This window comes from Sporosarcina sp. NPDC096371 (genome assembly GCF_044762865.1).
In the GTDB taxonomy this organism is placed as follows: domain Bacteria; phylum Bacillota; class Bacilli; order Bacillales_A; family Planococcaceae; genus Sporosarcina.
In genome coordinates this window covers 171,062-197,538 of sequence record NZ_JBIWFE010000002.1, presented here as the reverse complement: position 1 = coordinate 197,538, position 26,477 = coordinate 171,062, and the positions used below count along the sequence as shown (strand labels likewise).

31 protein-coding genes are annotated in these 26,477 nt (G+C 41.9%); 12 read left to right on the top strand and 19 right to left on the bottom strand.

Translation table 11 applies throughout. The features are described 5' to 3' along the window. Positions 1–34: 34 nt before the first annotated feature. The 7 genes from ACIQ0H_RS06920 to ACIQ0H_RS06890 all read right to left on the bottom strand — a co-directional run bounded on the left by ACIQ0H_RS06920 (position 35) and on the right by ACIQ0H_RS06890 (position 4,063). The gene (locus ACIQ0H_RS06920) at positions 35–808 is read right to left on the bottom strand and encodes a sulfite exporter TauE/SafE family protein (RefSeq protein WP_403412758.1); all 774 of its coding nucleotides are present in this window, start codon (positions 806–808) and stop codon (positions 35–37) included. 62 nt (positions 809–870) lie between these two features. Next, the gene (locus tag ACIQ0H_RS06915; protein WP_403412756.1) at positions 871–1,098 is read right to left on the bottom strand and encodes a sulfurtransferase TusA family protein; all 228 of its coding nucleotides are present in this window, start codon (positions 1,096–1,098) and stop codon (positions 871–873) included. Positions 1,099–1,156: 58 nt separating this feature from the next. Next, the gene (locus ACIQ0H_RS06910) at positions 1,157–2,284 is read right to left on the bottom strand and encodes an MBL fold metallo-hydrolase (RefSeq protein WP_403412755.1); all 1,128 of its coding nucleotides are present in this window, start codon (positions 2,282–2,284) and stop codon (positions 1,157–1,159) included. Positions 2,285–2,316: 32 nt separating this feature from the next. Beyond that, positions 2,317–2,883 (bottom strand): sulfurtransferase TusA family protein, encoded by a 567-nt coding sequence (locus ACIQ0H_RS06905; RefSeq protein WP_403412753.1) that lies wholly within the window; start codon positions 2,881–2,883, stop codon positions 2,317–2,319. Positions 2,884–2,942: 59 nt separating this feature from the next. Further along, positions 2,943–3,239 carry a rhodanese-like domain-containing protein gene (locus ACIQ0H_RS06900; RefSeq protein WP_403412751.1) on the bottom strand — a complete coding sequence of 99 codons (297 nt, stop codon included), beginning with the start codon at positions 3,237–3,239 and terminating at the stop codon, positions 2,943–2,945. 14 nt (positions 3,240–3,253) lie between these two features. Beyond that, positions 3,254–3,733 (bottom strand): DsrE/DsrF/DrsH-like family protein, encoded by a 480-nt coding sequence (locus ACIQ0H_RS06895; RefSeq protein ID WP_403412749.1) that lies wholly within the window; start codon positions 3,731–3,733, stop codon positions 3,254–3,256. 66 nt (positions 3,734–3,799) lie between these two features. After that, positions 3,800–4,063, bottom strand: a complete 264-nt coding sequence (locus ACIQ0H_RS06890; protein ID WP_403412747.1) for a metal-sensitive transcriptional regulator — start codon at positions 4,061–4,063, stop codon at positions 3,800–3,802. 256 nt (positions 4,064–4,319) lie between these two features. On the opposite strand from ACIQ0H_RS06890, the gene ACIQ0H_RS06885 reads away from it, so the two are divergent. Next, positions 4,320–4,541 carry a DUF2187 family protein gene (locus ACIQ0H_RS06885; protein WP_403412745.1) on the top strand — a complete coding sequence of 74 codons (222 nt, stop codon included), beginning with the start codon at positions 4,320–4,322 and terminating at the stop codon, positions 4,539–4,541. 78 nt (positions 4,542–4,619) lie between these two features. Here ACIQ0H_RS06885 and ACIQ0H_RS06880 read toward each other — a convergent pair whose 3' ends face one another. After that, positions 4,620–5,531 (bottom strand): LysR family transcriptional regulator, encoded by a 912-nt coding sequence (locus tag ACIQ0H_RS06880; protein WP_403412743.1) that lies wholly within the window; start codon positions 5,529–5,531, stop codon positions 4,620–4,622. A 216-nt stretch (positions 5,532–5,747) separates the two neighbouring features. Between ACIQ0H_RS06880 and ACIQ0H_RS06875 the strand changes: the two genes are divergently transcribed. The 4 genes from ACIQ0H_RS06875 (at position 5,748) to ACIQ0H_RS06860 (ending at position 9,932) form a co-directional block, all read left to right on the top strand. Further along, the gene (locus tag ACIQ0H_RS06875) at positions 5,748–6,734 is read left to right on the top strand and encodes a YeiH family protein (RefSeq protein WP_403413431.1); all 987 of its coding nucleotides are present in this window, start codon (positions 5,748–5,750) and stop codon (positions 6,732–6,734) included. A 295-nt stretch (positions 6,735–7,029) separates the two neighbouring features. After that, positions 7,030–7,692, top strand: coding sequence for a lysoplasmalogenase (locus ACIQ0H_RS06870; protein ID WP_403412741.1), 663 nt, complete (start codon positions 7,030–7,032; stop codon positions 7,690–7,692). Positions 7,693–7,729: 37 nt separating this feature from the next. Next, on the top strand, positions 7,730–8,956 hold the full coding sequence (pepT, locus tag ACIQ0H_RS06865; RefSeq protein ID WP_403412739.1) for a peptidase T: 1,227 nt from the start codon (positions 7,730–7,732) through the stop codon (positions 8,954–8,956). Between the two features lie 16 nt (positions 8,957–8,972). Next, complete coding sequence (locus ACIQ0H_RS06860; RefSeq protein ID WP_403412737.1) at positions 8,973–9,932, top strand: DMT family transporter; 960 nt, start codon at positions 8,973–8,975, stop codon at positions 9,930–9,932. 66 nt (positions 9,933–9,998) lie between these two features. Here the strand turns inward: ACIQ0H_RS06860 and ACIQ0H_RS06855 are convergent, their stop codons facing one another. From ACIQ0H_RS06855 to ACIQ0H_RS06840, 4 genes are all read right to left on the bottom strand, one after another. After that, on the bottom strand, positions 9,999–11,096 hold the full coding sequence (locus tag ACIQ0H_RS06855; RefSeq protein WP_403412735.1) for an ABC transporter substrate-binding protein: 1,098 nt from the start codon (positions 11,094–11,096) through the stop codon (positions 9,999–10,001). 14 nt (positions 11,097–11,110) lie between these two features. After that, entirely contained in the window at positions 11,111–11,899 is a 789-nt protein-coding gene (locus ACIQ0H_RS06850; protein WP_403412734.1) for an ABC transporter ATP-binding protein, read from the bottom strand. 4 nt (positions 11,900–11,903) lie between these two features. Then, entirely contained in the window at positions 11,904–12,743 is an 840-nt protein-coding gene (locus tag ACIQ0H_RS06845; RefSeq protein ID WP_403412732.1) for an ABC transporter permease, read from the bottom strand. Between the two features lie 185 nt (positions 12,744–12,928). Continuing rightward, positions 12,929–13,282: a rhodanese-like domain-containing protein gene (locus ACIQ0H_RS06840; RefSeq protein ID WP_403412731.1), complete on the bottom strand. Its 354-nt coding sequence runs from the start codon at positions 13,280–13,282 to the stop codon at positions 12,929–12,931. 155 nt (positions 13,283–13,437) lie between these two features. Here ACIQ0H_RS06840 and ACIQ0H_RS06835 point away from each other — a divergent pair, with 155 nt between their 5' ends. Next, complete coding sequence (locus tag ACIQ0H_RS06835) at positions 13,438–13,764, top strand: DUF3784 domain-containing protein (protein WP_403412730.1); 327 nt, start codon at positions 13,438–13,440, stop codon at positions 13,762–13,764. Between the two features lie 67 nt (positions 13,765–13,831). On the opposite strand, the gene ACIQ0H_RS06830 is transcribed toward ACIQ0H_RS06835, so the two are convergent. Beyond that, entirely contained in the window at positions 13,832–15,103 is a 1,272-nt protein-coding gene (locus tag ACIQ0H_RS06830) for an acetyl-CoA hydrolase/transferase family protein (RefSeq protein WP_403412728.1), read from the bottom strand. Between the two features lie 102 nt (positions 15,104–15,205). On the opposite strand from ACIQ0H_RS06830, the gene ACIQ0H_RS06825 reads away from it, so the two are divergent. Then, positions 15,206–15,916 (top strand): hypothetical protein, encoded by a 711-nt coding sequence (locus tag ACIQ0H_RS06825; protein ID WP_403412727.1) that lies wholly within the window; start codon positions 15,206–15,208, stop codon positions 15,914–15,916. A 2-nt stretch (positions 15,917–15,918) separates the two neighbouring features. Here ACIQ0H_RS06825 and ACIQ0H_RS06820 read toward each other — a convergent pair whose 3' ends face one another. Continuing rightward, entirely contained in the window at positions 15,919–16,197 is a 279-nt protein-coding gene (locus ACIQ0H_RS06820) for a hypothetical protein (protein ID WP_403412725.1), read from the bottom strand. Positions 16,198–16,279: 82 nt separating this feature from the next. Between ACIQ0H_RS06820 and ACIQ0H_RS06815 the strand changes: the two genes are divergently transcribed. Beyond that, on the top strand, positions 16,280–16,597 hold the full coding sequence (locus ACIQ0H_RS06815; RefSeq protein WP_403412723.1) for a CHY zinc finger protein: 318 nt from the start codon (positions 16,280–16,282) through the stop codon (positions 16,595–16,597). 362 nt (positions 16,598–16,959) lie between these two features. Here ACIQ0H_RS06815 and ACIQ0H_RS06810 read toward each other — a convergent pair whose 3' ends face one another. From ACIQ0H_RS06810 to ACIQ0H_RS06800, 3 genes are all read right to left on the bottom strand, one after another. Beyond that, positions 16,960–18,048 carry an AI-2E family transporter gene (locus tag ACIQ0H_RS06810; protein ID WP_403412721.1) on the bottom strand — a complete coding sequence of 363 codons (1,089 nt, stop codon included), beginning with the start codon at positions 18,046–18,048 and terminating at the stop codon, positions 16,960–16,962. A 289-nt stretch (positions 18,049–18,337) separates the two neighbouring features. Further along, a complete protein-coding gene (locus tag ACIQ0H_RS06805; protein WP_403412719.1) occupies positions 18,338–19,792 on the bottom strand; it encodes an aldehyde dehydrogenase family protein in 1,455 nt (484 codons plus the stop codon). 18 nt (positions 19,793–19,810) lie between these two features. Continuing rightward, positions 19,811–20,923 (bottom strand): NAD(P)-dependent alcohol dehydrogenase, encoded by a 1,113-nt coding sequence (locus ACIQ0H_RS06800; protein ID WP_403412717.1) that lies wholly within the window; start codon positions 20,921–20,923, stop codon positions 19,811–19,813. A 201-nt stretch (positions 20,924–21,124) separates the two neighbouring features. On the opposite strand from ACIQ0H_RS06800, the gene ACIQ0H_RS06795 reads away from it, so the two are divergent. Continuing rightward, a complete protein-coding gene (locus ACIQ0H_RS06795; protein WP_403412716.1) occupies positions 21,125–21,724 on the top strand; it encodes a TetR/AcrR family transcriptional regulator in 600 nt (199 codons plus the stop codon). Between the two features lie 97 nt (positions 21,725–21,821). On the opposite strand, the gene ACIQ0H_RS06790 is transcribed toward ACIQ0H_RS06795, so the two are convergent. Beyond that, positions 21,822–22,667 (bottom strand): VOC family protein, encoded by an 846-nt coding sequence (locus ACIQ0H_RS06790; protein WP_403412714.1) that lies wholly within the window; start codon positions 22,665–22,667, stop codon positions 21,822–21,824. A gap of 246 nt (positions 22,668–22,913) precedes the next feature. On the opposite strand from ACIQ0H_RS06790, the gene ACIQ0H_RS06785 reads away from it, so the two are divergent. The 3 genes from ACIQ0H_RS06785 to pabB all read left to right on the top strand — a co-directional run bounded on the left by ACIQ0H_RS06785 (position 22,914) and on the right by pabB (position 25,643). Continuing rightward, positions 22,914–23,252, top strand: coding sequence for a winged helix-turn-helix transcriptional regulator (locus tag ACIQ0H_RS06785; RefSeq protein WP_403412712.1), 339 nt, complete (start codon positions 22,914–22,916; stop codon positions 23,250–23,252). Positions 23,253–23,344: 92 nt separating this feature from the next. Beyond that, the gene (locus ACIQ0H_RS06780) at positions 23,345–23,959 is read left to right on the top strand and encodes an anthranilate synthase component II (RefSeq protein WP_403412710.1); all 615 of its coding nucleotides are present in this window, start codon (positions 23,345–23,347) and stop codon (positions 23,957–23,959) included. Between the two features lie 130 nt (positions 23,960–24,089). Next, positions 24,090–25,643, top strand: coding sequence for an aminodeoxychorismate synthase component I (gene pabB, locus ACIQ0H_RS06775; RefSeq protein WP_403412708.1), 1,554 nt, complete (start codon positions 24,090–24,092; stop codon positions 25,641–25,643). 315 nt (positions 25,644–25,958) lie between these two features. Here the strand turns inward: pabB and ACIQ0H_RS06770 are convergent, their stop codons facing one another. Beyond that, positions 25,959–26,477: a P-loop NTPase family protein gene (locus ACIQ0H_RS06770; RefSeq protein ID WP_403412706.1), complete on the bottom strand. Its 519-nt coding sequence runs from the start codon at positions 26,475–26,477 to the stop codon at positions 25,959–25,961.

Here is a 26,477-nt window from a genome sequence, read left to right as displayed (position 1 = left end):
ACCATCATTTGGCGAAACCGTTTTTTTCGTTTATTTAAAAATCTAGCCAAATTTTAATAGCCGTCCCCAAAATAAGAATGGCCAATAGCCACTGCAATACTTTCGTATTTATCTTTTGTCCAACTTTCGCTCCAAGGGGTGCCGCCAGTATACTTGCAATAATCATAATAACCGCGGGCCCATAAAGTACTTGGTCCGTCGTTATCTTACCGATTGTCGACCCGATGGAAGAGATGAACGTAATCGCGAGTGACGTTGCAATTGTCATGCGCGTCGGGATTTTCAAGACGACAAGCATAATTGGCACAAGAATGAACGCTCCGGCTGCGCCGACAACTCCTGCCCCAATTCCGACAATAAACGCCAATACTGCAGCCAACCACTTATTAAAAGTCACTTGATCGACCGGAATATCATCCAACCCTTTTTTCGGGACGAACATCATGATTGCAGCAATTGTCGCCAATAGGCCATAGACCAGATTGATAGATCCCTCAGACATTAAATCAGATCCATACCCACCTATAAAACTCCCGATTAAAATACTGGATCCCATGTACAAAATGAGTGTTTTATTAATATAACCGCTTTTACGGTATGCCCACACACCCGAAATGGTTGCGAAAAACACTTGAATGGCACTGATGCCTGATACTTCATGGGCAGTGAAAGCCGCCATGCCAAGAAGCGGTGGAATATAGAGCAGCATTGGATATTTTATAATCGAACCGCCAATGCCCACCATGCCCGAAATGAACGAGCCGATAAATCCAATTAAAAATAGCGTGATGATAAACGTAATATCCATCACATTTCCTCCTTTCAAAAGAAGAAAGGATATCCTTTACCTGGATACCCCTCCGTTTTGCGTTAGCCTTTTTTAATCCAAAACGTAAAGACGCCAGCTTCTTCCGTATGCTGCACTAAATCATGACCACCTGATTTTGACCACGCAGTCAAATCTGCGACGGACCCTTTGTCAGTAGCCTGGATTTCAAGTACTTCCCCCGTCTCCATTTCTTTCATTACCTTTCTTGCACGTACCACCGGCATTGGACAAGCCAATCCCTTTGCGTCTAATACTTTGTTTGCGTTCATCAAAATCTCTCCTTTTTTCTAATTATAGAATTCCTTCAAGCACGCTTAATCTCTATCATTATCGAACTGCACAACGATTCGGTCCGATTTCCATTTCACGTTGTGTTTCTTCGTCAGGGGAAATCTGCCCCATATTTGTTCGGCGTATTTCTTGGTATGCGTTCGGTTGGGGAGGTAAATTCCCCGTCACTAACTGCCTAAATTCCGCCTCGTCTTGAATGTTTAAACCGTGATTGTGGGCAAATAGGGTGCCCAGTTTCTCAGACACGCTCCCATCCTCATTCAACTCTTTGATGATCATGAAATGCGCAGGAAGAACGATGAGCTCCTCAGATAATTGTTTATATCTTGTGTACAACGATTCCCGTAAATCACCCACCCAATCTTCTGCCAGCCCCGCAAGATCCGGACGTCCGATGGAATCAATGAACAAAATATCCCCGGATAATAAATACGCATCATCTACAATGAACGACGTGGACCCAATCGTATGCCCCGGGGAGTACAACGGCTGAATCGCAATCGTCGTATTGCCAAGTGTTAGCGTACGTCCCTCTTCCAGTGCTTCATAAGCAAAGGTCACTTCTTCTGCATCCTTGGGCGGTAGCCAGTACGTTCCATCGACAGCTTCAGCAATTTTGCGACCACCTGAAATATGATCAGCATGGAGATGCGTATCAAGTACATGTGTAATGGTTACATGTAAATCACGCGCAAAATCAATGAATACGTCCGTCATTCGGGTCGCATCAATGATGGCCGCCTCGCCATTTGAAACAATCATATACGACAAACAACCTTTGCCGATTCTGACAAACTGGTACAATTCTCCGCCATTCTTCAAGTCACCGATTTTCACTGGCTCTAAATGTTCACTCCATGCTTTCATACCACCTGCCAAGTAATGAACTGCGCGTCCTTCCTCGGCAATCATTTCCGCGATCATTATCGAAGATCCTTCTTTCGCACAAACAACAACAATATCTAGATCCGTCGGAAGCTGGTCTATTATCTCTTCGACCCCATCGAGCAAATCAAAATAAGGGATATTGAGATACTGTATGTTTTCCCCTTCAATTTTCCAATCGACAACAGCATCTGCATTGCGTACGTCCAAAATGAAGAATGGTTGTTTGCTGACTACTTTTGTGGCAATTTCACTTGCCGTCATTGATGTTACAGACATTTTTCTATACCCCCTATACTATATTTCATTACTTACAAAAGCTTTTCCGTCGGGCCGTTCCACTCACTCATACCAGGTACAACATTTTTAACATGCGTAAATCCAGCCTCTGTTAACTTTTGAGACGCTGCATCACTGCGATTTCCAGTACGGCATACGACATAAATTTCTGCATGCTTATCAAGACTTGCAAAGCCATTTTCAATTTCACCAAGTGGCAATGATTGTGCTCCTGGAATGTGACCAAATGCGTATTCCGCGGTTTCACGGACATCGAGTACAAGTGCCCCCATATTGTTCTCCAAAACTGCTTGCAGCTCTTCATTCGAAACGACAGACGAATGTTTTTTCTCAACTAGTTCTTCGCCGCTAGATTTACGGACGTAATGTTTCAGCACTCCACTGACTTCTGTCGTACCCAAGTAGTGATGCCCTACAACGTCTGCCCATGCTTTTAAATCTGCCGTGGATCCTTTATCTGTCGCCTGTATTTCCAATACATTTCCTGGTTCTAACTCTTTCATCATCTTTCTCGTTTTAACAATCGGCATTGGACAAGCCAATCCCTGTGCATCGAGTACAAAATCTGTTTGAATCATATCGCAGTCTCCTTTTCTCTCTACCTATACCTGTATAGGTATGTTAATTTCTAAAAAAATTATTCGATTGGTCCTTGCCATGCAAGCATACCGTCCGTCATATTGACCACTTTAAAGCCATGACTAGCGAGTAGCTGCGTCGCCTTTCCACTCCGTCCGCCTGAACGACATACCATCGTGTACTCGGTCCCTTTATCTAGTTCATGCATCCGGAACTCTAATAACCCAAGTGGAATATGAATCGCCCCAGGGATTTTGCCTTCTTTCACTTCATCCACTTCACGGACATCGATCAGATGCACGGTCTCATTTTCCTTTAACATCGCTTCGACTGCTACTGTTGTTATTTCCCTCATCTTAAACCCTCCGTTTAAATAAATAAGTTTACATTGCCGTCCTGTGCATCGCCTAAATAAGCAGCGACTCCGGCATACTCGATACCCTCCATCAATTCTTCCTGCTGAAGTCCAAGCAGGTCCATTGTCATCGTACAAGCGACAAGTTTAATATCCTGTTCTTCCGCCATTTCTATTAATTGTGGAAGTGTCATGGCATTGTGTTTTTTAATGACATGTTTAATCATTTTAGGACCCATTCCAGCAAAGTTCATTTTAGAAATGCCCATCTTATCTGCGCCACGTGGCATCATTTTGCCGAACATTTTTTCTAACAACCCTTTTTTCGTCGGTATCAGCTCTTCCTTTCGAAGTGCATTTAGCCCCCAAAATGTATGAAAAATCGTCACTTCATGGTCATACGCTGCTGCACCATTCGCAATGATGTACGCTGCCATCGCTTTATCGTAGTCACCACTGAATAATACAATGGTCGTTTTTTTCGTTTCAGACAATCCTATCTTCCTCTCTAATTACCCATAGGGGTATATCGTGTACTAAAAAGAAAAGAGTGCATTATTTCAGCGACTCTTAACTAGTAAATCCACTGCTTCTTTTACAATATCCTCTTGCGTTCTTGAATCACTATCATCAAGTTGTTGAATACACTCGATTAGATTGGAGCTGACGATAACACCAATCGTCCGGTCAATCGCGGATCTCGAAGCTGATAGCTGAGTAATCACTTCTTTACAATCTTTGTTGTCCTCCATCATTTTCAAAATACCCTTGATTTGACCTTCAATCCGTTTTAAACGGTTTTTTACTTTATCATCGTATTCCATGATGTGAACTCCTTTCTTTTCAATTCATACCCCGATATTATACCCCAATAGGTATATTGTCAACCGCTATGCTTGTAACGAAGGAAACGATATTCCTGCAATTTTCGTCAAAATATGGTATACTACTTAGTAGACAACTTGTGATCTATCATTTTCGTTGAGTTGTGTTTCATCTTTATTTCTCGCTTAGGGTTTTCCTAAGCATTTTTTAGTTTATAAAGGGAAAAGATGAAAATAAACACTAGGGGGAATTCGAATGGCTTTTCCACGCAAGGAAAAAGATGTATCGGATTTTGTCGCAGCGCGCAAAATCGATGAAAAGATTTCGTTTGTCCGTAATGACCATGAAGTAAATGGTACGATCTTCAAAATCCTCGAAAACTCGGTGATTGTTGAAATTTCATCAAAGGATGCTGCACGCATTGGCGCCGCATCCAATCTTACCGTCGTCGCACATAAGAACTATTCACTGATCTAATATATACATGAGAAAGGCATCCGCAAAAAAGCGCGATGCCTTTTTTCTATGCTGTTCTTGCTGTATTCCTCCAGCAGACTAGTTTCCCACTCTTTTCATGATCGTCGTTAATGTATGGTGTTCTTTCAATAGATTGATGAACACTTCTAAAGCTTTTGTTTGGAATGAAGTTCTTAAAATAATGGAGAATTTACGTGTATATGGAGTACCTTTTACCGGCACAATTTTCAATAGCCCCATGGAGGCTTCCTTACGAATAGCCCAATGAGACAAAAGTGTAATGCCTAGGCCTGATTCGACCGATTCTTTTATCAGCTGGGTGCTGCCAAATTCCATAACATTGTTCGGGGCAATGCCCATCGTTTGAAAAATTCTTTCCGTAGCCTCTCTCGTTCCAGATCCCAATTCACGAACAATCCACGTTTCTTCTTCCAAGTCAGACACTTTCACCTCGTCGTTCCGCTGAGCTAAATGGTGATTGGACGAGGCTACAACGAACATTGTATCCTCCGCAAATGCATCGATAGACAGATGAGCATTTTTTAAATCGCCCTCGATAATCCCCACATCTAGCTGATGCCCCACAACTAACTTCGCGATTTCTTTCGAATTCCCAATAACAATACGAGGTTTAATAAGCGGAAATTCTTCGAGTAACCTCGCCATAAAATGGGGCAGTACATATTCCCCAAACGTGTAGCTCGCCCCAATCGATAGCGGACCCCTTGCCCGATTGGACAAGTCATCCATCAAGCTGTGCATTTTCGTATACAGTCCCACGATTTCTTTCGCATGATAATAAACAATCTCCCCAGCTTTATTCAACCGCACATATTTATTGCTGCGATCGAGAAGCTTCCCACCGTATGTTTGCTCCAATAATTTAATGTACTGGCTCACTGCCGGTTGTGTCATATGCAACTCTTCTGCTGCCCGCGAAAAACTTCCTCTTTCCACAACCGTGACAAATACATGTAAGTGTTGATCCATAAAAATTACACCCCCATTTATAAGTTATAACTTATGAATAGTATTCTATATACTTATTTTACTTATCATCCAACGAGGAATATGTTAAAAGTGTAGTACATTTTTGGAGGTGTCGACGTGAAGAAAAAGAGTAGTAAAGAGCATGAATCGATCGACCTGAAGGATGCTGCGCTATCCCCGGAAACGACAGAACAAACGAAAAAGAAGCGCCCAGCCTTGTCATCATCTTGGCTAGCTGGAATTGCGTTCACTTTTTTTATCGCGTTGCTTGGCTACTTGTTAGCAAAAGTACCCGGATTTGATCATGTCGGTCAACTGGCCTGCGCCATTATACTAGCCGTTGTCTATCGACAATTCTTTGGTTATCCGGAAATGATTCGATCAGGGATCACTTTCTCATCTAAACGACTATTGCGCTTCGCTATTATTTTATACGGTTTAAAATTAAATATTGATACGGTCTTTCACGATGGGCTTGGATTGCTCCTTCGCGACGCTGGCGTCATCCTATTTGCGATTCTTCTCACCATTTGGCTTGCTAAACTAATCAAAGCAGATAAAAACATTTCATTATTACTAGCCGTTGGTACCGGCGTCTGCGGGGCCGCCGCGATTGCTGCAATTGCCCCCATCGTCAAATCGAAAGACGAGGATACAGCTATTGGGGTCGGGATTATTGCACTCGTTGGTACGATGTTTGCGATTGCTTACACTATTTTACGCCCTATTTTACCGTTAACTGCCGTCGATTATGGGATATGGTCGGGCATCAGCTTACACGAAATTGCCCATGTAGCCTTGGCAACCGAACCTGCGGGCGAAGATGCCCTCGCCATCGGGTTACTGGCAAAACTCGGTCGTGTTTTTCTGCTCATCCCCTTATGTTTTATTTTCATGTACTGGATGAAACGGAAACGTCAGGAGCAAGAAGCGCCCGAAACTAAAATTGAATTCCCATGGTTCTTACTTGGCTTCATTCTCATGAGTCTTTTTGGAAGTTATGTCCTTGGACACTCTATTCCCGTTTCAGAAGAGTTTCTACTAGGCGTTTCCACGATTACGACATGGTGTTTGACCGCAGCCATGGTTGGCCTCGGACTGAACGTCAGCCTGCGTGACCTTCGTACAAAAGCATTAAAACCTTTGATTGCGATGCTCATCACTTCGATTTGCCTTAGTATTTTGGCATATTTTATCGTGTGAAACAGGTATACTTCTATCGTTCTATACCGAATTCCAAACGATTCAAAGTTGTTTAAAGTTCTATATATGTTGAACTTATAATTTTCACATAATCTCCAGCGAAGGCGTCTACTGGGGTAGCCGAAGCAAGAAGACAAAGGAGGGATGTAGTTCAATCTTTCCTTAAGCGCCTAGCGTTATTAGTAAGATTCTTTAATTCAACATACTTAGGTGCTATTTTATCCCAAACTGGAGCACCAAAGAAGGATTTCCATTCCCATTCCCCGAATGAAAGAAGGGAAAGGAGTTGTCCTAAATGGTTCAAAAACTACTGCTTACTTCGATTATCATTATGGCAGCCGTCTATATTTTCTTCATTCCACCAGAGCCCGTCGGCTTTAAGATTTTCATGAAACTGATTCCGATGGCACTTATTATTCTACTTGCACGAACAACTAGACCGCTATTTTCCCGTACATATAAAAAGATTATTATCATGGGACTTTTTGTCTGTATGATTGCAGACGGCGTCATTTACTGGTTTCTCGCTGGGCTCGTGACATTTTTCATCGGACACATTTTTTATATTCTTGCATTCCGGCATATGCAGCGTAAACCGATGCCCATTTGGGCCGCCATTCTACTCCTACTCTATGGTGCCGGTATGGCCTTTTGGATTGCAGGTTCACAGTTCGCGTCTGGACAAATTGTGCTCGGCATCGCCATCGTTGCTTATATTGGCATCATTTTAACCATGGGCTGGATGGCCATTCGCACGCGTATGACACTTGCGATTGTCGGCGCACTGCTATTCATGTTCTCGGATTCTATCCTTGCGATTGACCGATTCGTGTACGCGATTCCATACCGAGACGTACTTGTGATGGCGTCCTATTATGCGGCACAGATTTTCATCGCAGCAAGCATTGGGAGCCGTGTTGTCAAGTATTCCGTAAACCGGAACAATCTGATAAGATGAGTATATCAAGTTTTCAATTTGGGAGGAATCTTCAAAAATGAAAGAAAAATTAATCGAGCGTCTTGTACGCTATGCAAAAATCGACACACAATCAGATGCGAGTAGTCCGTCAACACCATCAACGCCCGGTCAATGGGATCTTCTTCATGTGCTACAAAAAGAACTAGCCGACATCGGAATGGAAGACATCACACTCGATGACAACGGCTACTTGTTTGCTACACTTCCCGCAAATACGGACCGTGACGTACCGGTCATTGGTTTCCTTGCACATGTCGATACAGCTACGGATTATACAGGTAAAAACGTTAACCCTCAGCGAATTGACGCTTACTGTGGAAACGATATTCAACTAAATGAAAACACAAGAATGAAAGTATACGATTTTCCAGAATTAAAAAATTACGTAGGCCATACACTCATCATGACGGATGGCACAACGCTTCTGGGCGCTGACAATAAAGCCGGGATTGCTGAAATCATGACGGCAATGGAATATTTAATTGCCAACCCGGGCATTAAACACGGAAAACTACGCATTGCCTTCACTCCTGACGAAGAAATTGGACGCGGACCACATAAATTCGACGTCGAAAAATTCGGGGCCAAATACGCCTATACAATGGATGGCGGGCCACTTGGAGAATTGCAGTATGAGAGTTTCAACGCAGCGGGAGCGAAAGTGACTTTCCACGGCGTTAGTGTTCACCCAGGTTCTGCTAAAGATAAAATGGTCAACTCCATTTTAATTGCAAACAAGTTCCAAGCGGCAATGCCGGTCGAGGAAATTCCTGAGCAAACAGATGGTTACGGAGGATTTGTCCATCTCATGAATATCAACGGTGACACGGAAGAAACATCGTTGAGCTACATTATCCGTTACTTCGACCGCGAAACTTTCGCAGCAAGAAAACAGCTGATGATTGATACAGCGGATCAGTTGAAAAAAGAATACGGCGCACACACCGTGACACTTGAAATCGAAGACCAATATTTTAATATGGGGGAGAAAATTGAACCTGTCATGGAGATTGTCGATATCATGTCCGACGCATTTAAAAAGCTAGATATTGAGCCAAACATCGTGCCAGTACGCGGGGGAACAGATGGCTCACAGCTGTCCTATATGGGCATGCCAACGCCTAACATTTTCACTGGCGGTGAAAATTACCACGGCAAATTCGAATACATCTCCGTCGACAATATGGTCAAAGCGACGCATGTTATTTTGGAAGCTGTAAAACTGTTTGAAGAACGCGCGTAATTAGGGGGAATCGCCGTTGAGGGAAATTTGGATTGGAGTCCTCTCCTCAGTATTTTTTGCTGTCACATTCATTTTAAACAGATCCATGGAATTATCAGGGGGGAGCTGGCTTTGGAGCGCCTCCCTCCGCTATTTCTTTATGGTGCCATTTTTAATTGCCATCGTTGCTTATCGTAAAGGGCTTGGAGATGTCCAAAAAGAAATGGTAACAAAGCCTGCTCCGTTTTTCATTTGGAGCGTAACGGCTTTTGTATTATTCTATGCCCCACTCACCTATGCGGCAGCTTACAGTCCCGGATGGCTTTTGGCTGGCACATGGCAATTAACAATTGTGGCGGGAGTATTGCTTGCCCCGTTTTTCACCCTCATTGTGAAAACGAAAGATGGAGAAACGACCATTCGGCAAAAGATTCCGCTTGTGTCGCTCGGTATCACACTAATCATATTCGCCGGTGTCGTACTCATTCAAATTCCGCACGCGCAAAGCGTCGAAATACGGACACTCTTGCTCGGCATTATTCCCGTCATTTTTGCAGCATTCGCCTATCCACTCGGGAATCGTAAAATGATGGAGCTACTTGGCGGAAGACTCGACACGTTTCAACGCGTGCTTGGTATGACCCTTATGACCATGCCTGTCTGGATTGGCTTTGCCATCTATGCATTATTGACGGTTGGCCCACCTTCCGTGAGCCAACTCATTCAATCGTTCATCGTTGGGATTAGTTCGGGAGTGATTGCGACTACTTTATTTTTCATGGCAACTGATCGCGTACGCGGCGACCAAGGAAAACTTGCGGCGGTAGAAGCCACCCAGTCCACACAACTGATTTTCGTCATGCTTGGTGAAATGCTGATTCTTGGCATTGCACTTCCCGGTCCGCTTTCCCTTGTCGGAATTGCCGTCATCATTATCGGCATGGCGTTGCATAGCCTTCAGACTGCGATTGCGAAAAAAAAATTGCCCGTTACCTAGTAAAAGGTACGGGCAATTTTTTATCTACTCCATTCCAGTGAAAGATTGAATCCCCACTGATAAGCGTTAACGTTTATACTCCCCAATCTCTTTCACTGCTTTTTCCGTCATAGATGTATCAATCGCTTTACTAAGGTCGACGTCTCCACGAATGGCCCCGTTGGCTTTATAAGCATCGTACTGTTTTTTGATGTCGTCGATGTACATTTTGCCGTCCGGATCAAGTCCTGTGACGTTTACTTTTTCCCAAAGCGCTGGATCTTTCAAGGCGGTATGCTTCGTCATGATTTCGACTACTTCATCCTTACCAATGTCTTTAATAAAGGCATCGTTGTAATCGCGAACACCTTTCAAGTAAGCAGCCATAAAGCGCAATGAAATATCCTGCTCTTCGTTCATAAACTGAGGCGACCCCAAAACCAACGCAATTTGCGATTCTGGCGCATAATCGGTCGCATCGCCGAACCGAACATGGAAGCCTTTGTCGACACCTTGTGCGATGAGTGGCTCAATACTCAGTGCTGCATCAATCGTTCCGCTGTCAATAGCACCTAGCATACTTCCGAAGTCACCCAATAGAACTAGTTCTACATCGTCCTTTGTTAAACCGGCGTGCGCAAGCATCTGCTCGAAAATGTATTCATCAATCGAGTTATAGGACGATATCGCAATTTTTTTGCCTTTAAAGTCAGGGTAGTCTTTAATGACGTCGACCATATGATTACCGATGACAAATGTGAAATACGATTTCCCTGGCACATTATGCCCTTTATCCGCAATAATTTTAACGTCAATGCCTTGTGCAATTGCGTTGAAGAACGATGCCGTCGAGACGCCACCCGCAATATCGACTTCACCTGCCGCAAGTGCTGGTAGCATGTCATCACTGTTGGCAAATTGGGCAAACTCTACTTCAATATTATAGTCTTCAAAATACCCTCGTTCTTTTGCAATATAAAAGCCGGCACCGGATGCCGCCCCGTCTTCCGCAATGATAACTTTTGCCCGTTTGTCGAGTGGTGACATATCTCCAGACGGATAGTTCTCAGCCACTTCATTCGGGTCTTTATCGTCTGGCGCTGTTTCTTTGGGCGAGCAGGCACCGACAACCAATGCCACCGCAAGTAACGACAGTAACCAGCCATTTTTCAACCACTTCGTCATGGAACCGCCCCTTTTCACTCTTCTTCTCGTCTTGACCGTTGCACTTCTTCCTGGAGATGCTGCCAAATCTCAACAAATTGTTCAGCCATCACTGGGTTCCCCCGGATATCCTCCATTTTTCGCGGGCGCGGTATATCGATCATGATTTCTCGAATAATTCTACCCGGTTGCGAACTCATCAGCAAAATACGGTCGCTCAGTAATAACGCTTCGTCAATACTATGGGTAATAAAAAGAACCGTCTTCCCCGTTTCTGACCAGATGGATAATAACTCTTCCTGCAAGATGAATTTGTTCTGTTCATCAAGCGCCGCAAACGGTTCATCCATCAACAAAATTTCCGGGTCGTTCGCAAATGCACGCGCAATACTCACTCGTTGTTTCATGCCACCAGACAACTCTTTTGGATAAAGTGAAGCAAACTTTTCAAGTCCCGTTTTTTTCAAATAATACGCTGTCCGCTCTTTTACGACTTCCTTCGGCATATGACGCATTTTAAGGCCAAACGCTACGTTTTCCTCCACGGTTAGCCACGGAATAATGCCCCTTTCTTGGAAGACCATCGACTGGAGAGGGCGGCCCTCCCCATCAGTTCCAATAGTAAATTCACCAACACTTGGATGCTCCAGTCCTGCCAAAATACGCAGAAGCGTCGTTTTTCCACAACCACTCGGACCGACCAGACAGACAAACTCCCCGTCCCCTATGTCTAAATTAATGTCGTCGAGTGCTGTGACACTAGATTGTTTTTTATAAAACGCTTTTGTTAAGTTCCGAATAATGATTTTTACTTTCCTGCCCATCTGCTCACCTCCACGGTAACATTTTCTTCTGGACTCCTCGGAGCAACAGCGAAAACAGATAGCCGAAAAACGAAATGAGGATGAGTCCTACATACATTTCCTGCAGCAAGAATGCTTTGTACGAAGTCCAGATCAGATAACCAATTCCAGACGTAGCGCCCATCATTTCCGCGGCTACAATTGTAAGAAGCGCAATCGCCTGCCCCATTTGGATACCTTCCAACATCACTGGCATTGCACCCGGTAAAGCGATTTTAAAGAAGAAGTTCGTTCTTCCTGCCCCGTAATTTTTCGCCACATCCAAATAAATTGAATCGATATTAATAACACCAGCAGCCGTATTGATAACGACAGGAAAAAAGACGCTTCCCGCAATTGTCACGACTTTCGACAAATCCCCGATTCCGAAAAAAATGATAATAATCGGAAGCAAAGCAATCGTAGGTATCGGCATAAGCGCCATCACAATTGGAGATACAAAATGTCGGATTGGCGAATATAGCCCCATCAGCAAACCAATAATAATCCCTGGAATCACGCCAAGTAGGAACCCAACAAATATCCGGTACAGCGACACACCAATATGTTTGGCCATTTCACCATTGGCAATCATCTCAAAAAACGTACTAACGATTGCGGACGGCGGCGGGAAAAATCGAATATCAAGTATCCCCGTTCTCGACATGAATTCCCACAACAGCAGTAAGAATATCGGTGAAGCTACCGTCAACATCTGTTTTAGCCGTTCCTTCGTTTGCCTCTGCTTCCATTCACGCTGCTCGATTTCGTGCGGATCATATCGAACTGCCTTGTCATCTTTTTTCAACGTCCACCACCTCTTCATACAAATAATATGTGTCTGCCTAAAAAAGTGTGTTGGGCAAGCGCGGAGGAACGGCATTCTTGGGTGTTTTTCTAATAATGTCTAGTGGTATGTGGATGCTTGATTTGCTTGCACTCCTTCAAACAATGATTGCAAATAAAAAAACCATGGAGCCTAGATGCCCCATGGATTTCAAATCATTCTATTTATCCGCGCCAAGCACTCATACCGCCTGTAACGTTCAAAACATCTGTGAATCCAGCCTTCTTCAAAATCTTTGCCGCTTGTGCACTTCGCACACCACTTTGACAAATGACGATGGTTTCTTTCGATTTATCAAGACCGCCCAACTGCGATTTCAGGACATTTAATGGAATGTTGTTGAATTCTTTCAGATGACGCCCCTTATATTCAGCCGGCGTTCGCACGTCTATAAACTGCTTGGACTTGTCCTTCAGCATGCCTTTCAATGCCTCCGTTGAAACAGAACCTACCCCTTTCGCAGGCATCATTCGCCAAACAAAAAATCCAATAATTAGTAAAATGAAAATCCATTCCATTGTCATTTCCCTCCAAACTTTCTCCCCTCAAATATACCATCAGGGGTATATAGTTACAAAGAATTTGCTTTTCATGGGACGGGAGACCACCACCCGCAGCGATTGAAATGAAACTTATCATTCATTCAGAACGTAACAATAGTTAGTGAGTATCGATGAAAAGTGGAGCTGATCTATTGTTGTTAGGTAAATTTATTGTTTGTCTTTTTGTAAGTTTACTTCTTTTCTTTTTTAGTTATTCAATTTGGAAGAAGAAGAATTTATCATTCATCGCAGGTTATGATGAAAATACGTTCAAGGGCGACAAAAACAAATTAGCAAAGGCAGTAGGTTCTATTACGATGATCATTGGTATCGTAACGCTACTTCTTCCATTTGCTTTGGAGTTTATAGGTTCATTCGTTGGAATACTATTCGGGACTATTGTTTTTGTAGGTACAATCGGGTTAGTTATCTATATAAATGCTATCAATAAAGAGTAAGTTTAGTATCAACAATACTATATAACAGAACAAAAACAGCGTCCCCGTAAAGGACGCTGTTCCACAATCAATACAATATGCCATGCTTCTTCGCATCAAACAGCAGCTCTTCCCGAAATGCTGGATGAGCGATATCAATCAGTGCTTTCGCGCGTGCCGCTAACGACTTTCCATAGAGACGAGCGATTCCGTACTCCGTCACAATATGATCGACATCATTTTTCGACGTTGTGACGACAGATCCCGGCGATAATTGTAAGTTAATGCGTGAAATGGTGTCGTTTTTCACAGTAGAATGCATGCAGATGAAGCCTTTGCCATGTTTTGCAAAACGGGCACCACGCGCAAAGTCAGCTTGTCCACCTGTTGATGAATAATAACGGCCGCCAATGGTCTCAGACGCACATTGCCCATACAGATCCACTTCCGTCGTTGCATTAATGGATACGATGCGCTCTTCCTTAGCAATCTCACGTGGATCATTGACGACACTGACCGGTAAAAATTCAACAGAAGGATTTTCGTGAATGAAATCATATAATCGTTGCGAACCATAGGCAAATGTCGCCACAATCTTCCCTTTATGCGTAAATTTCCGCGTACCATCCACAGCTCCAGCCGCCACAAGATCCACAATGCCATCCGTCAGCATCTCCGTGTGAATTCCAAGATGCCGATGGTCTTTCAACATGCTCATCACCGCATTTGGAATTGCCCCAATCCCAATTTGAAGCGAATCTCCATTGTCAATTTCATTCGTTACGAATTCAGCAATTCGCATATCCTTCTCCCCAATAGCTGGTGCGATTACTTCGGATAAAGGTAAGTCATTGTCGATATAACCCGTTATTTGGCTAATGTGAATTTGATTTTCACCAAATGTACGTGGCATATGTCGATTAACTTCCAAAACAAACGGCACATGACCAATGAATTCAGAAATGTAATCCGCCTGTGTCCCCAGTGAAAAATAGCCATGCTCATCCATAGGAGAAGCAACAGTCATAACCATGGACCTTTTCGTGAATTTCTCCAACATATCGGGCACTTCATGGAAAACATTCGGAACTAGTTCAACATGCCCTTCCTGATATGCCTTACGTGTTGCACCACTTAAAAAATACGATACATGCGACAAATGGCCCTTCATCTCGCCGAATATATATGGTCGCTCGCGAAGCGCTAACATCTGATGTATTTTAACATTATCTAATTTCAAATGATTCTCTTCCAATATATCAAGCAAACGATGAGGTTCTCCGTTGGCAATTGGGATGATAATATCCGCCTGCCGTTCAATTAAGCTAATGATTTGTTCTTCAGCCAATCGTTTTGTCACGTCGATTTCACTCCAGTAAAAATATATGTTGCACTCATTATATACCAGACTGAGCGCTCGCTCAACTTGTCGTTTCAATCACAGGAACGATATAATAGTAGTATGACAAACTTAACTTCGGACCAACTCAGACAATTAAATATGTACAGCGTCTATATCGGTACGCCCGAACGGGAATTGTTCACGCTTAAAATACTTCGCGATGCAGACAAAATCGTAGATGTATTGAATCTCATCCAAGCAGTAAGCGGCAGTCCAAATCGGACCGTCGCCGCTTCATACTTCATGCGCCGCCTCGGCATGTTTGTCGCTATGCAATTTACCAATCTAGCAACGTACGACGAAGTATGGGATGGAGAGAAAGATCGACTTGTTTTCGGTGCCAAAGAAGAGTACGGAAAATTGGCTGTAAGCACATTTGCTTTTGCAGAAGACTGGCGTTATGTAGAGGACGATGAACGCCGTGATGTCATCAAACACATTTTGATTGAACAATGTAGTGCTGTTATCAAGCAACTTCGTTCCGTTTCGTCCGTCTCTCCCCTGACATTATGGGAAAATATTTTCGGTTTTCTTCTTTGGCAATACCATGTGTTGCTATCGAACCCTAGCACCGCTGAAGAGGCCCGTGCTGACTTGAACACGTTGAAAGACGACACATTATGGGAAGGCATTGCATCTCGATCTTTATTCGCCACCTATTTAAAAGGATCCGAACCATCTGCACTTTTAAATACAGAAGTTCGGACAACATGCTGCTTCTCAAAGGACGTTCCTGGTCTCATGCAATGTGGATTTTGCCCGTTAAAATGAAGTCATTTCTTTCGATATGCTATATACCAGACCTTCATCGAGTAAATCGTTCCGCCCGCTGCACCGCTATAGAAGAATCCCATGAAAATACCGGCGGGCAAATTGCCTCGATGACTAATGAAAATCGATATGAACAGACCAATTACCGTTGTCGCAGTCGAAAACCAAGTTTCCGGGAGTTTGAAAAATAGTCTTAATAAGAATATGCCTAAAAGGATGGCGGGGATTGCCCACAATCCATCCCAGATATTCGTGTGGATAACCGGAAATTCATTCCACATGACATCATCCCTTTTTCCAATAGCTTATCCATTGTGTCAGGTATTCCATACATTTTTTGTTAAAGAAGGGTGGGAATTATGCATGCATCAAGTTCGTGGAAAAGTGCTCGACGAGGAAACACGTTGCGTTCATTATCATTCCGAAATCGACCGCATTGCGATAAAGTTCTATTGTTGCGACACCTATTATCCGTGCTATGAATGTCACGAAGAAGATGGATGCGGCGCCCCGGCTGTCTGGCCAAAAGACAAGTTCGATGAAAAAGCCGTTTTGTGCGGGGGATGTGGCTACGAACTATGCATTGAAGACTATTTGGAGTGCAAATCAGCGTGCCCTCAATGTTCAGCAGCATTCAATCCGGGGTGTGGCTTGCATTGGCATTTGTATTTTGACGTGTGATTATAAACTGACACCATCCGCATTGGCAGATGGTGTCAGTTTCAATTTCGTTACTTTTTTCATCTATAACTCCAAAGCGTAGATGTGCATTCTCCCCAAAGTTTTTGCGCGAGCCTCTCGCTTTCCCATTCGCGTATGTCCCAACTAGATTTTCGTTTACAAAATTCTTCTTATCGTTGATGGTTTCGTCCATTAAAAAACCTCGTTTTTTCATGATTTTACCTTGCCCAATTGTTAGTAGACAGCCTATAGAAAAAACAAAAAGTATTTCTTTGAAATCAAAGCACCACAAGGAAGGTTTTTCATAAATGCGCTATAAAAAACAAGCCCCCTGACATATCTCTGTCAAGGGGCTTGTTCCATTACACATCCTTCGTTGCAGTTAACTTAATTTCCTTACGCCTATCATAAATATTTTTCAAAATGACTTTGCCGACTGCGTAAGCTGGGATGGACAGGAGAATCCCAAGGAAACCGGCAATATTTCCTGCCGCCAAAATCACTGTAATAACCGTAAGCGGATGAATGTCGAGCGTTTTCCCCATGATATTCGGCGTGATTAAATTACTATCCGTTTGCTGTGCAACGAGCGTAATCACACTGACCCAAATAACCATTGTAGGATCTTGAATGAACGCTAGAATCAGGGCTGGCGCAAATGCAATCCAGGGACCAATAAACGGAATGACGTTCATAAAAAAAGCAAAAATGGCAAGTAACAGTGCGTATTTTAATCCAATAAATAAATAGCCGGCAAACATAATGCTAGCTAAAATAAGACTAATCAGTAGCTGTCCTTGGATATACGTCCGAAGTACCGTATTCATATCATGTAGTGTTTTTTTAACCCATTCTTGTTTTTTTCCCGAAAAGAAGTTGTAGATAAACGGCGCAAACTTCTCATGATCCTTTAGTAGGTAGATAAAGAAGAACGGAACGAGAATCAAGGTGAATGTTGTTTGGAAAACGGATTGGAAAAATTGAACGATTAGTTTTCCAGATACAACCGCAACAGATTGGATAGAATTTACGGCCTTGTCAATCAACTCGTTTATTTGTTCTGGAAAATCTTCTCTATGTTGCAAAACCTCAAAAAGATTTTCCGACTGAATGGTAACCTCTTTTGCAATGGATGGTGCATAATCCACCAAGTTATTCACTTGATTCATAACTGGCGGACCAACAATTGAAATGAAGAGCCAAATCACTGCCGCAACACTAATAAGTATCGATAAAATACTTCCCCAACGCGGCATTTTACGCTTTTCCAGAAATCGCTGCAATGGCACCGTTACATAGAACAGAACAGCACCAAGTAACAACGGTACGAAAATGGTTTTTGCGATGATAAGTAGAGGCGCAAAAATCCAGTTTATCTCCATGAAGTATTTCATAATAAGCAAGGCCAGTAAAATCCCAACGCCTGCTTGGAACCATAATTTCTTCGTCAAAAAATCCACTCCTTTTTGTCATAAAGTAATGTACAATCGTTATTTTTAAGTATACGTTGTTTTACGTATGGAGTCGAAATTAGTTTCAATATTTTACCGCTCGATTATACATCGTGACAAGAGATAATCCTAATGACAGTTATATAAGGAGCATGGTATGAAGAGAAGAGGCCAGATAATGGGGGAATGACGCTGACAGAGCGCAAGATGCGTAAGGAAAGACATAAAAAAAGAGAGGAGAAGTCGACTCTCCTCCCCTCCATCTATTCGCTTGAACAGTTAGCCAATCTTAAAATGGGAACTCGCGGTCAATTACTTGTACGGATACCCACTTTGTTTCTGTAAATTCATCTACCACCCATGGGTTACCAAAGCGACCCATACCTGAGTTTTTCACTCCACCAAATGGTGAGTTTTCAAAAGCATTTACCGTTTGGTCGTTGACGTGCGTCATACCGAACTCAAGACCTGCAGCTAGCTCTTCACCTTTTGCTAAATCAGATGTGAAGATAGCTGAACTTAAGCCGAATTGTGTATTGTTCGCAACTTCAATTGCTTCTTCATCAGAAGATACTTTAATAATAGAAGCAATTGGTGAGAACAATTCTGTCTGTGCAAGCGTGCTATCAGGTGATACATTACCAAAGATTGTTGGTGTTAAAATATTGCCAATGCGTTCGCCTGCTAATAATACTTCGATACCATCTCTTTTCGCTTCTTCAATAAAGCCAAGTGCTTTTTCAAGTTGCGCGTTATTGATTAATGGACCAATTACTACAGACTTATCACTTGGGTCACCGTATGGTAAACGTTTTGCATGCGCAAGGAATTTTTCAACGAATTCATCGTACAGTGATTCGTGAACGATAATACGATTGATCATCATACAAATTTGACCTTGGTGTAGAAACTTACCAAAAATCGCTGCTTTCACAGCTTGTTCAACGTCTGCGTCTTTTAACACAACAAATGGTGCGTTACCGCCAAGCTCTAATGCTACGCGTTTTAATAATCCACCCGCTACTTGACCTATATGGCGACCCACTTGTGTTGAACCTGTAAAACTTATTAATTTCGCAGTTGGATGTTCAATCATTAAATCGCCAATCTCAGATGGTGTTGTTAAAATAACATTAAAAATACCTGCTGGAATCCCCGCTTCATCAAACGCTTTCGCTAGGATTGTTCCACCTGTTAACGCTGTTTGAATATCACCTTTATGCACAACACTGTTACCTAACATAATCGCTGGCACAATTGTACGCATAGATAAATAAAGTGAGAAGTTGAACGGTGAAATAGACGAAATAACACCTAGTGGCTTGCGATAAGCCTTGTTGATTTTACCTGGTAATACTTCCGGTAACTCCCGGCCACCTAATGAATCAACATAGTTGAACCCCTCTTGAATGCAAGCGATTGTTAAGCTGACTTCCACTTTCCCCTTCACGTATGTTGAGCCAGTTTCCTCTGCTAATACGCGAACGATTTCTTCTTCGTTATCTGTGAAGAACGCAAGTAATTTTTCAAGCACTTCTCGACGTTTCCCAGCATCCTTCGCCCATTCACCATAGGCTTTATCTGCTACTTCATAAGCATGTTGAACTTGCTGCTTTGAGGCAATTGGGAAAGTCGATAACTTTGAATCATCGTATGGGTTTGTTAATGTGTAGTGTTCGTCGCTCTCGCCGCTAACCCACTCGCCGTTAATATAGTTTTTTGTTAGTTCCTTATAATCGAACATGCAACCACTCCTCACTAATTATGCTTGATATTCTTTATCTAAAACTAATATTGGTTTAATTGTAATTCCATTTTTAGAATCCTCAAACGCTTGTCCGACTTCCTCTAATTCGTAGAATTTAACCAGTTTATCTACTGGGAATTGGCCGTTTTTAAAGAATCTAACTAGTTTTGGAATGAATAATTGTGGTACAGCATCCCCCTCAATAACACCTTTTAATGTTAATGCGTTTAACATTAAATCGTTTGTTATATTGAGTGTGAGGTCGCGTTTACCTACTGCAACTGTTGCGCATTCTCCTTTTACGCGCAAGCAACGAAGTGCAGCAAGCGTTACTTCTGGTACACCCGTTGTTTCGAATGAGTAGTGTGCACCCTTACCCTCTGTAATTTCTTTGATTTTTTCAGCAGGGTTTTCTCTTGTGCTGTTGATCACATGTGTTGCACCTAATTCTTTTGCAAGTTCAAGGCGACTATCGTGAATATCAACCGCAATAATTGGATCGCAACCTGCGATTTTAGCAGCCAACAAACCACTTAAACCTACAGCACCTGTACCAAATACAACAAGGCTTGTGCCTGGTGCTGGAGCAAGTGAGTTTAATACAGTGCCGCTACCAGTCATTAACCCACAACCGAATGGACCCAAGTAACGTAAATCTACATCCTTATCCACTTTGATGACATTTTTTTCATCAACTGTCGCATACGTACCGAATGATGACTGCCCAAAGAATTGGGATACGTCTTGGTGGTCATGCGTGTGAATTGGTGTTAGATTATGTTTATTGCGTCCCGAGAAGTTTAATGGAATCATGCTCTCGCATCCGCCTGCGTTACCATCCAAGCAGTTATCGCAGTGACCACAATATGCGAACCCTAGTACAACGTGGTCTCCTTCTTGAACAGTTGTAACGCTTGAACCAACTTTCACAACGATACCTGAACCTTCATGTCCTAATACCACCGGGCTTGGCACAGGTAGCGTACCATCTAATACAGTTGCATCCGTGTGACATACTCCAGTAGCGACGATTTTAACAAGTACTTCATCTGCTTTTGGATCGTCTAATAATAATGTTCGTTTTTCGAAGTCTTTCTCAGGTGTTGTTACCATAGCTTGAATTTCCATTTTTTACCCCACTTTATTTATTTTTTATTCTCATGAAAAGTCACAAAAAAGTCATTAATTGCTGACTCATGTTGAGTGTATAACTACAAATTATCTATTTCAATCACTGAAAAACCTTTTTTGTACGGGTTTTCAACATAAAATGATTTTTGTATTATTTTTTAAATACTTTTAATAAATATATAATGAAGGAGAAAACGAATGAGAAAAAAAGAAGATCGCCGTGTTGAGCGCACGAAAGAAACGCTGCGTCAAACATTTAAAAGACTCGTGAAAGAGAAAGGCTATTCACAAGTGAAGGTGAAGGATATTGTCGAGGAAGCCAACTTTAATCGCACGACGTTTTACGTGCATTATGACTGCAAAGATGATCTGGCAAATGATTTAATCGACCTTGAAATGACTACCTTTGAATACGAATTTTGTAAACCAACACGCGACAATCCACTGCTCGATTTAACGCGTATGCAACCAGATGGTACAGATGTATTTCAATATATCGTCGACAATCGCGACTATTATGACTTAATCATTATGGAAGACTACATACCAACTATCAGAGAAAGTTTACTCAACAAATTGCAATATATTTTCCAAGAGAGAATGTCATTTGTTAGCGACGAATACGCCGAAATTAATGACGACTATTTTATTCAATATCGCTCATATGGCATTTACGGGTTTATTCTTGAATGGATTCGTAACGACTATGATGCTTCTCCCTCAGAGATGGCTCGGCGCATTATCAATTTATTACATATTCAATCCTCTCTCATGATGCAGTTAAGAGGGGAAGATTAGTGGTTACTGATTTTCCCTTTTAATTGTTCAATATAATGAATAACAAAAAGGGACCAAAACCAATACAGTTTTAGTCCCTTCTTGCATCTGTAAAACCTCACCCAACTCGCAACACAATCCGATTGCCAGATGGATCTTCTACCACAAATCTACTGCCGTTAGATTCCACCTTCACCCCGAGCGCTTCCACTTTCACAAGCGCTTCATTCAACACTGCCTCAGTTGGATAAATAAGCGCAAAGGATTGGAGCCCCACACTACCCGTAGATGGTCGCGGTGCACCTACACCATTCCATGTATTCAAACCAATATGATGGTGGTACCCCCCATTCGACATGAACAATGCTTGCGGATAATTCGTGACCACTTCAAAACCTAGCGCATTGTAGAATAGTTCCGTTTCAGGTAAATGGGCTACATGTAAATGGACATGCCCCATGACTGTACCAGCAGGAAGGCCGACCCATGTCTGCTCCCCACTTTCCGCAATAATACTTTCTCCGTCCAGCGGATCCGTACTCATGGCAACTTTTCCATTGTCCCAACTCCAAACATTAGGATCACGATCGATATAAATTTCAATGCCATTACCGTCTGGATCTGACAAATAAAGCGCTTCGCTCACAAGATGATCCGAAGCGCCAATTCGCACTTGATGTTGGATGAAATGCTTAATAATTGCCCCTAAATCAGCTCGCTTCGGCAACAACAATGCGAAATGGTATAAGCCAGATTTGTGCGCCTCTTTTGGGGTGACATTGTTCGGTTGTTCAATGATGAGTAACGGCGTCTTGCCGTCCGCTGTTAGTACTACTTTATCCGCAGCTTCCTCGAGTACTTTAAAACCAATCACTTCTTTATAAAATTGGACTGATCGATTCAAATCCAAGACGTTGAGATGTACTTCCCCTGTATACGTACGCGGTGCTGTATGAAAATTCATTTGTATTCCTCCTATGTTTTTCACGGTAAGTTACTTACTTTATGTAACTAACTTTATATGTTATAATAGCAATTGTCAACACATGAACTTGATTCAGCAGAAGTTCGCTGCTGAATCAAGTTCGGCCTCCGGCGGATGTCACAAATTTTGAAGGGAGTTAATTGCGCAAGCGCAATTCAAAATTTGGACACAATTACGCCGAGGCGTAATTGATTATCTTATCATGGCGAAAGGGGCCGTAACCATATGAACGAATTTGAACTTTGTCCACGTTTCGAAAAGGCAGTATCTATTCTAAGTCAACGCTGGACTGCCCTTATCTTGTATCAATTAACGGCAGGACCACAGCGCTTTTGCACAATGACGGACAAACTTGGCGTCAGTGGAAAAACATTATCCGAGCGATTAAAAGACCTCGAACAACAGGACTTTATCATCCGCAACGTTTATCCGGAAACACCGGTACGTATCGAATATTCCTTAACGGAAAAAGGCATGTCACTCACTCCAATTATGAAGGAAATTGAGATTTGGTCACAGAAGTGGATTGAGCGTGAATCATTTTCTCCAAACGAAAAAGCATGAAAATTCATCGATGAATTTTCATGCTTTTTCACCTAAATTATTATGTATAATCTATAAATAGCTGTTCTATTGTACTAGGAGGAAAAGGAATTATGAAGACGCTACTAATCGACAACTATGATTCATATACATTCAATCTTTATCAACTTATTGCCTCTATAAATGAAGAACTGCCAATAGTAGTTCGGAATGATCAATATTCATGGGACGAATTACAATCCATTTCGTTTGATAATGTTATTATTTCCCCGGGACCAGGAACACCAACTAAGGAAAAAGATTTTGGTGTTTGCCGAGATGTTTTACGCCTATCAGAAGTTCCAATTTTAGGTGTCTGCTTAGGTCTTCAGGGATTCGCCCATACTTATGGCGCTAAGGTTATTAAGGCACCAACACCGATGCACGGAAGAATAAGTAAAGTTTTTCATAACGATTCCGGGTTATTCAAGAAAGTTCCCCAAGAGTTCGAAGTAGTTCGCTATCATTCACTTATTGTCGAGGATGATTTACCAACTTGTTTACAAAAAACTGCTTGGACTGAAGATGGTATTATTATGGGTTTGCAGCATACAGAAAAACCAATTTGGGGCGTACAGTTTCACCCTGAATCCATTTGCACTGAATTTGGTCATCAAATACTAGAAAATTTTTCGTTAATGAGTCAATTCCCCATTGAGGCATCAGCCATAAAATCCGAACAAAGTTGATTTCCGCTTCAATCAACGAAAATAGGCTTTCTTAATTATGAACAATCAAACAGATAATTATGCAATTGACTCTAATGAATAAAAAAATTACTATTCATGAATAAATTATTATTGCAAGGAGATGTACTTGTTGAGAAATATCCCATCGATTTCGATAGTACCGCGAGGCATGTCTCGTCAAATGTCTACTGCATTACCTACAGTTAAGGTTTTGAGTAGAAAGGTATTAAATTTTGTAGAACCTGAAGACGTTTTTCAACATTTTTTTGCTGAAGAAGAATATGCTTTTTGGCTTGATAGTAGTCGTGTCGAATCTAGCTTATCTCGTTTTTCTTTTATGGGAACAACTAATGGACCATTAAGTAAAGTGATTAAGTACGACTCAAAAACACAGCATATTCAAATCAGTGACTCCCAGGGACAAACTGAGCTTACAGAAAACATTTTTAACTATATAGATTCTGAGATACATAAAATGCAACAAAATTCTAATGAATTGCCATTTGATTTTAATGGTGGATTTGTTGGTTATTTTGGATACGAATTGAAAGCTGAATGCGGTGCCAATGAGCACCATGAATCCTCAGACCCTGATGCACTGTTTATTTTAGCCGACCAAATAATTGCCTTTGACCACAAAGAGAGCTGCATATATTTAGTTAGTATTGTTCCCTATAATGATCCGGCATCTGCTTCTGAATGGTTCGACGCTACGGAACAGAGACTACAAAACGTTCCATCAGTAGCACCAGTGATAGCAAAAAACAATGACACCAGCACACCACTTAGCTTCGAATTAAGTCAACCGTACGCCCAGTATGTAAAAAAGATAGAGGAATGTAAACAGTATATTGTTGAAGGAGAAACGTATGAGGTTTGCTTAACGAATAGAATCAATATTAATGAACATTTCGATCCATTAATAACCTATCGTATTCTTAGAGATATTAATCCAGCTCCATACTCATCCTTTCTTAAGTTTGGAGAATTGAGTGTTCTATGCTCTTCTCCTGAACGTTTCCTGAAAATTGATCAAGATCGAATAGTAGAAGCTAAACCAATTAAAGGGACGATTGCTCGAGGAAAAAATATAGAGGACGATCTTAGATTGGCTGAAATATTGCGTACTAGTGAAAAAGAAAGAGCAGAAAATTTGATGATTGTTGATCTTCTTCGAAATGACTTGGGTTTAGTTTGTGATATTGGAAGTGTTCACGTACCTAAATTGATGGCTATTGAATCTTATCAAACAGTGCATCAGCTTGTTTCAACAATTAAAGGGACTTTAAGAGCAGAGCTAACAGCCATTGATTGTATACGGTCAGCATTTCCGGGCGGTTCGATGACTGGGGCACCTAAAATACGTACAATGGATTACATTGACGAGTTGGAGACTAATGCTCGTGGCATTTACTCGGGGGCAATTGGGTTTTTGGGCTTAAATGGAACTACAGATTTAAATATTGTTATTCGAACCATTATAATGACTCCCGAACAGGCTACTGTTGGTGTAGGTGGAGCAATCACAATATTATCTGATTCTGAACAAGAATTTGAAGAAACGCTTTTGAAAGGTCGCGCTTTAGTCAAAGCACTTACGATTTCTCAGTTTGGAAAATTTGATAAAGAATTATATACATTTAATGACCCCCTTATGGATAGTTTGTTTAATAAGCTCCTATAGAGTACGAGGTCGTTTGCAAACTTAAGTCAATCTCATAACTCTGAGCTCTTACAACACAATGGTTTTTAAACATCAAAAAGGAGCCCCCAAAAAATGTCGCAATAAGGTGGGCGAGAAAAACCTTTTAGACAAAAAGGGGGACTCCTTATGTTCATAATACGACAACTTTCTCTATTTAATTTTCAAATTTCATCATCGAAATCTAGCAGAATATATTACGCCAATCATGATTAGTGAACGGCTGCCAACAAAAATTTAACGCCTTAGAAACATTAAAATTGTTCTCTCTATAAGGTAAAGGGAGGACAATTTATATTAATTCTTTATGTACGTCTCTAAAAAAACCTCAATTTGTTTACGATTCTTCAAGTAATGAACAGTCTTCCCTTCCTGTGTATAGCGCTGCATACGCTCCACCATTGTCTTTTTCCGCGCCCCATATGTCGTCACGATGAATTTCAAAAATGCTTTATCCATCTTTTCTTTACAGCCCTCAGCGATATCTAGCCGTACTTTTCCATGGTATTGGACCCTCCGCTTCAACACGCGATACAAACAAACACGAAGCGGAAGCTCCAAATAGATAACGGTGTCTGCATGTGGTTCTCGGATATTGAATGTTCCCGTATAATTCCCCTCAATAATCCATCGCTCATTTTGGACGACTTGTTGCTGTGCTTCTGAAAACTCTTCAGGTAAGGCTTCTACCCAATTCGGTTTCCAATACAGCCGATCCAAATGCGTCACTTCAATACCCGTCAATTCGCTTAACCGACGTGCAAATGTCGACTTTCCTACTCCAGCAGACACCCCGATGACCATAATTTTATTCAT

Bases quoted from the DNA above. Each gene is read 5' to 3' on its own strand.
- ACIQ0H_RS06920 (WP_403412758.1), bottom strand. From the start codon at position 808: ATGGATATTACGTTTATCATCACGCTATTTTTAATTGGATTTATCGGC.
- ACIQ0H_RS06915 (WP_403412756.1), bottom strand. From the start codon at position 1,098: ATGAACGCAAACAAAGTATTAGACGCAAAGGGATTGGCTTGTCCAATG.
- ACIQ0H_RS06910 (WP_403412755.1), bottom strand. From the start codon at position 2,284: ATGTCTGTAACATCAATGACGGCAAGTGAAATTGCCACAAAAGTAGTC.
- ACIQ0H_RS06905 (WP_403412753.1), bottom strand. From the start codon at position 2,883: ATGATTCAAACAGATTTTGTACTCGATGCACAGGGATTGGCTTGTCCA.
- ACIQ0H_RS06900 (WP_403412751.1), bottom strand. From the start codon at position 3,239: ATGAGGGAAATAACAACAGTAGCAGTCGAAGCGATGTTAAAGGAAAAT.
- ACIQ0H_RS06890 (WP_403412747.1), bottom strand. From the start codon at position 4,063: ATGGAATACGATGATAAAGTAAAAAACCGTTTAAAACGGATTGAAGGT.
- ACIQ0H_RS06885 (WP_403412745.1), top strand. From the start codon at position 4,320: ATGGCTTTTCCACGCAAGGAAAAAGATGTATCGGATTTTGTCGCAGCG.
- ACIQ0H_RS06880 (WP_403412743.1), bottom strand. From the start codon at position 5,531: ATGGATCAACACTTACATGTATTTGTCACGGTTGTGGAAAGAGGAAGT.
- ACIQ0H_RS06870 (WP_403412741.1), top strand. From the start codon at position 7,030: ATGGTTCAAAAACTACTGCTTACTTCGATTATCATTATGGCAGCCGTC.
- pepT (WP_403412739.1), top strand. From the start codon at position 7,730: ATGAAAGAAAAATTAATCGAGCGTCTTGTACGCTATGCAAAAATCGAC.
- ACIQ0H_RS06855 (WP_403412735.1), bottom strand. From the start codon at position 11,096: ATGACGAAGTGGTTGAAAAATGGCTGGTTACTGTCGTTACTTGCGGTG.
- ACIQ0H_RS06850 (WP_403412734.1), bottom strand. From the start codon at position 11,899: ATGGGCAGGAAAGTAAAAATCATTATTCGGAACTTAACAAAAGCGTTT.
- ACIQ0H_RS06845 (WP_403412732.1), bottom strand. From the start codon at position 12,743: ATGAAGAGGTGGTGGACGTTGAAAAAAGATGACAAGGCAGTTCGATAT.
- ACIQ0H_RS06840 (WP_403412731.1), bottom strand. From the start codon at position 13,282: ATGGAATGGATTTTCATTTTACTAATTATTGGATTTTTTGTTTGGCGA.
- ACIQ0H_RS06835 (WP_403412730.1), top strand. From the start codon at position 13,438: ATGAAAAGTGGAGCTGATCTATTGTTGTTAGGTAAATTTATTGTTTGT.
- ACIQ0H_RS06825 (WP_403412727.1), top strand. From the start codon at position 15,206: ATGACAAACTTAACTTCGGACCAACTCAGACAATTAAATATGTACAGC.
- ACIQ0H_RS06820 (WP_403412725.1), bottom strand. From the start codon at position 16,197: ATGTGGAATGAATTTCCGGTTATCCACACGAATATCTGGGATGGATTG.
- ACIQ0H_RS06815 (WP_403412723.1), top strand. From the start codon at position 16,280: ATGCATCAAGTTCGTGGAAAAGTGCTCGACGAGGAAACACGTTGCGTT.
- ACIQ0H_RS06805 (WP_403412719.1), bottom strand. From the start codon at position 19,792: ATGTTCGATTATAAGGAACTAACAAAAAACTATATTAACGGCGAGTGG.
- ACIQ0H_RS06800 (WP_403412717.1), bottom strand. From the start codon at position 20,923: ATGGAAATTCAAGCTATGGTAACAACACCTGAGAAAGACTTCGAAAAA.
- ACIQ0H_RS06795 (WP_403412716.1), top strand. From the start codon at position 21,125: ATGAGAAAAAAAGAAGATCGCCGTGTTGAGCGCACGAAAGAAACGCTG.
- ACIQ0H_RS06790 (WP_403412714.1), bottom strand. From the start codon at position 22,667: ATGAATTTTCATACAGCACCGCGTACGTATACAGGGGAAGTACATCTC.
- ACIQ0H_RS06785 (WP_403412712.1), top strand. From the start codon at position 22,914: ATGAACGAATTTGAACTTTGTCCACGTTTCGAAAAGGCAGTATCTATT.
- ACIQ0H_RS06780 (WP_403412710.1), top strand. From the start codon at position 23,345: ATGAAGACGCTACTAATCGACAACTATGATTCATATACATTCAATCTT.
- ACIQ0H_RS06770 (WP_403412706.1), bottom strand. From the start codon at position 26,477: ATGAATAAAATTATGGTCATCGGGGTGTCTGCTGGAGTAGGAAAGTCG.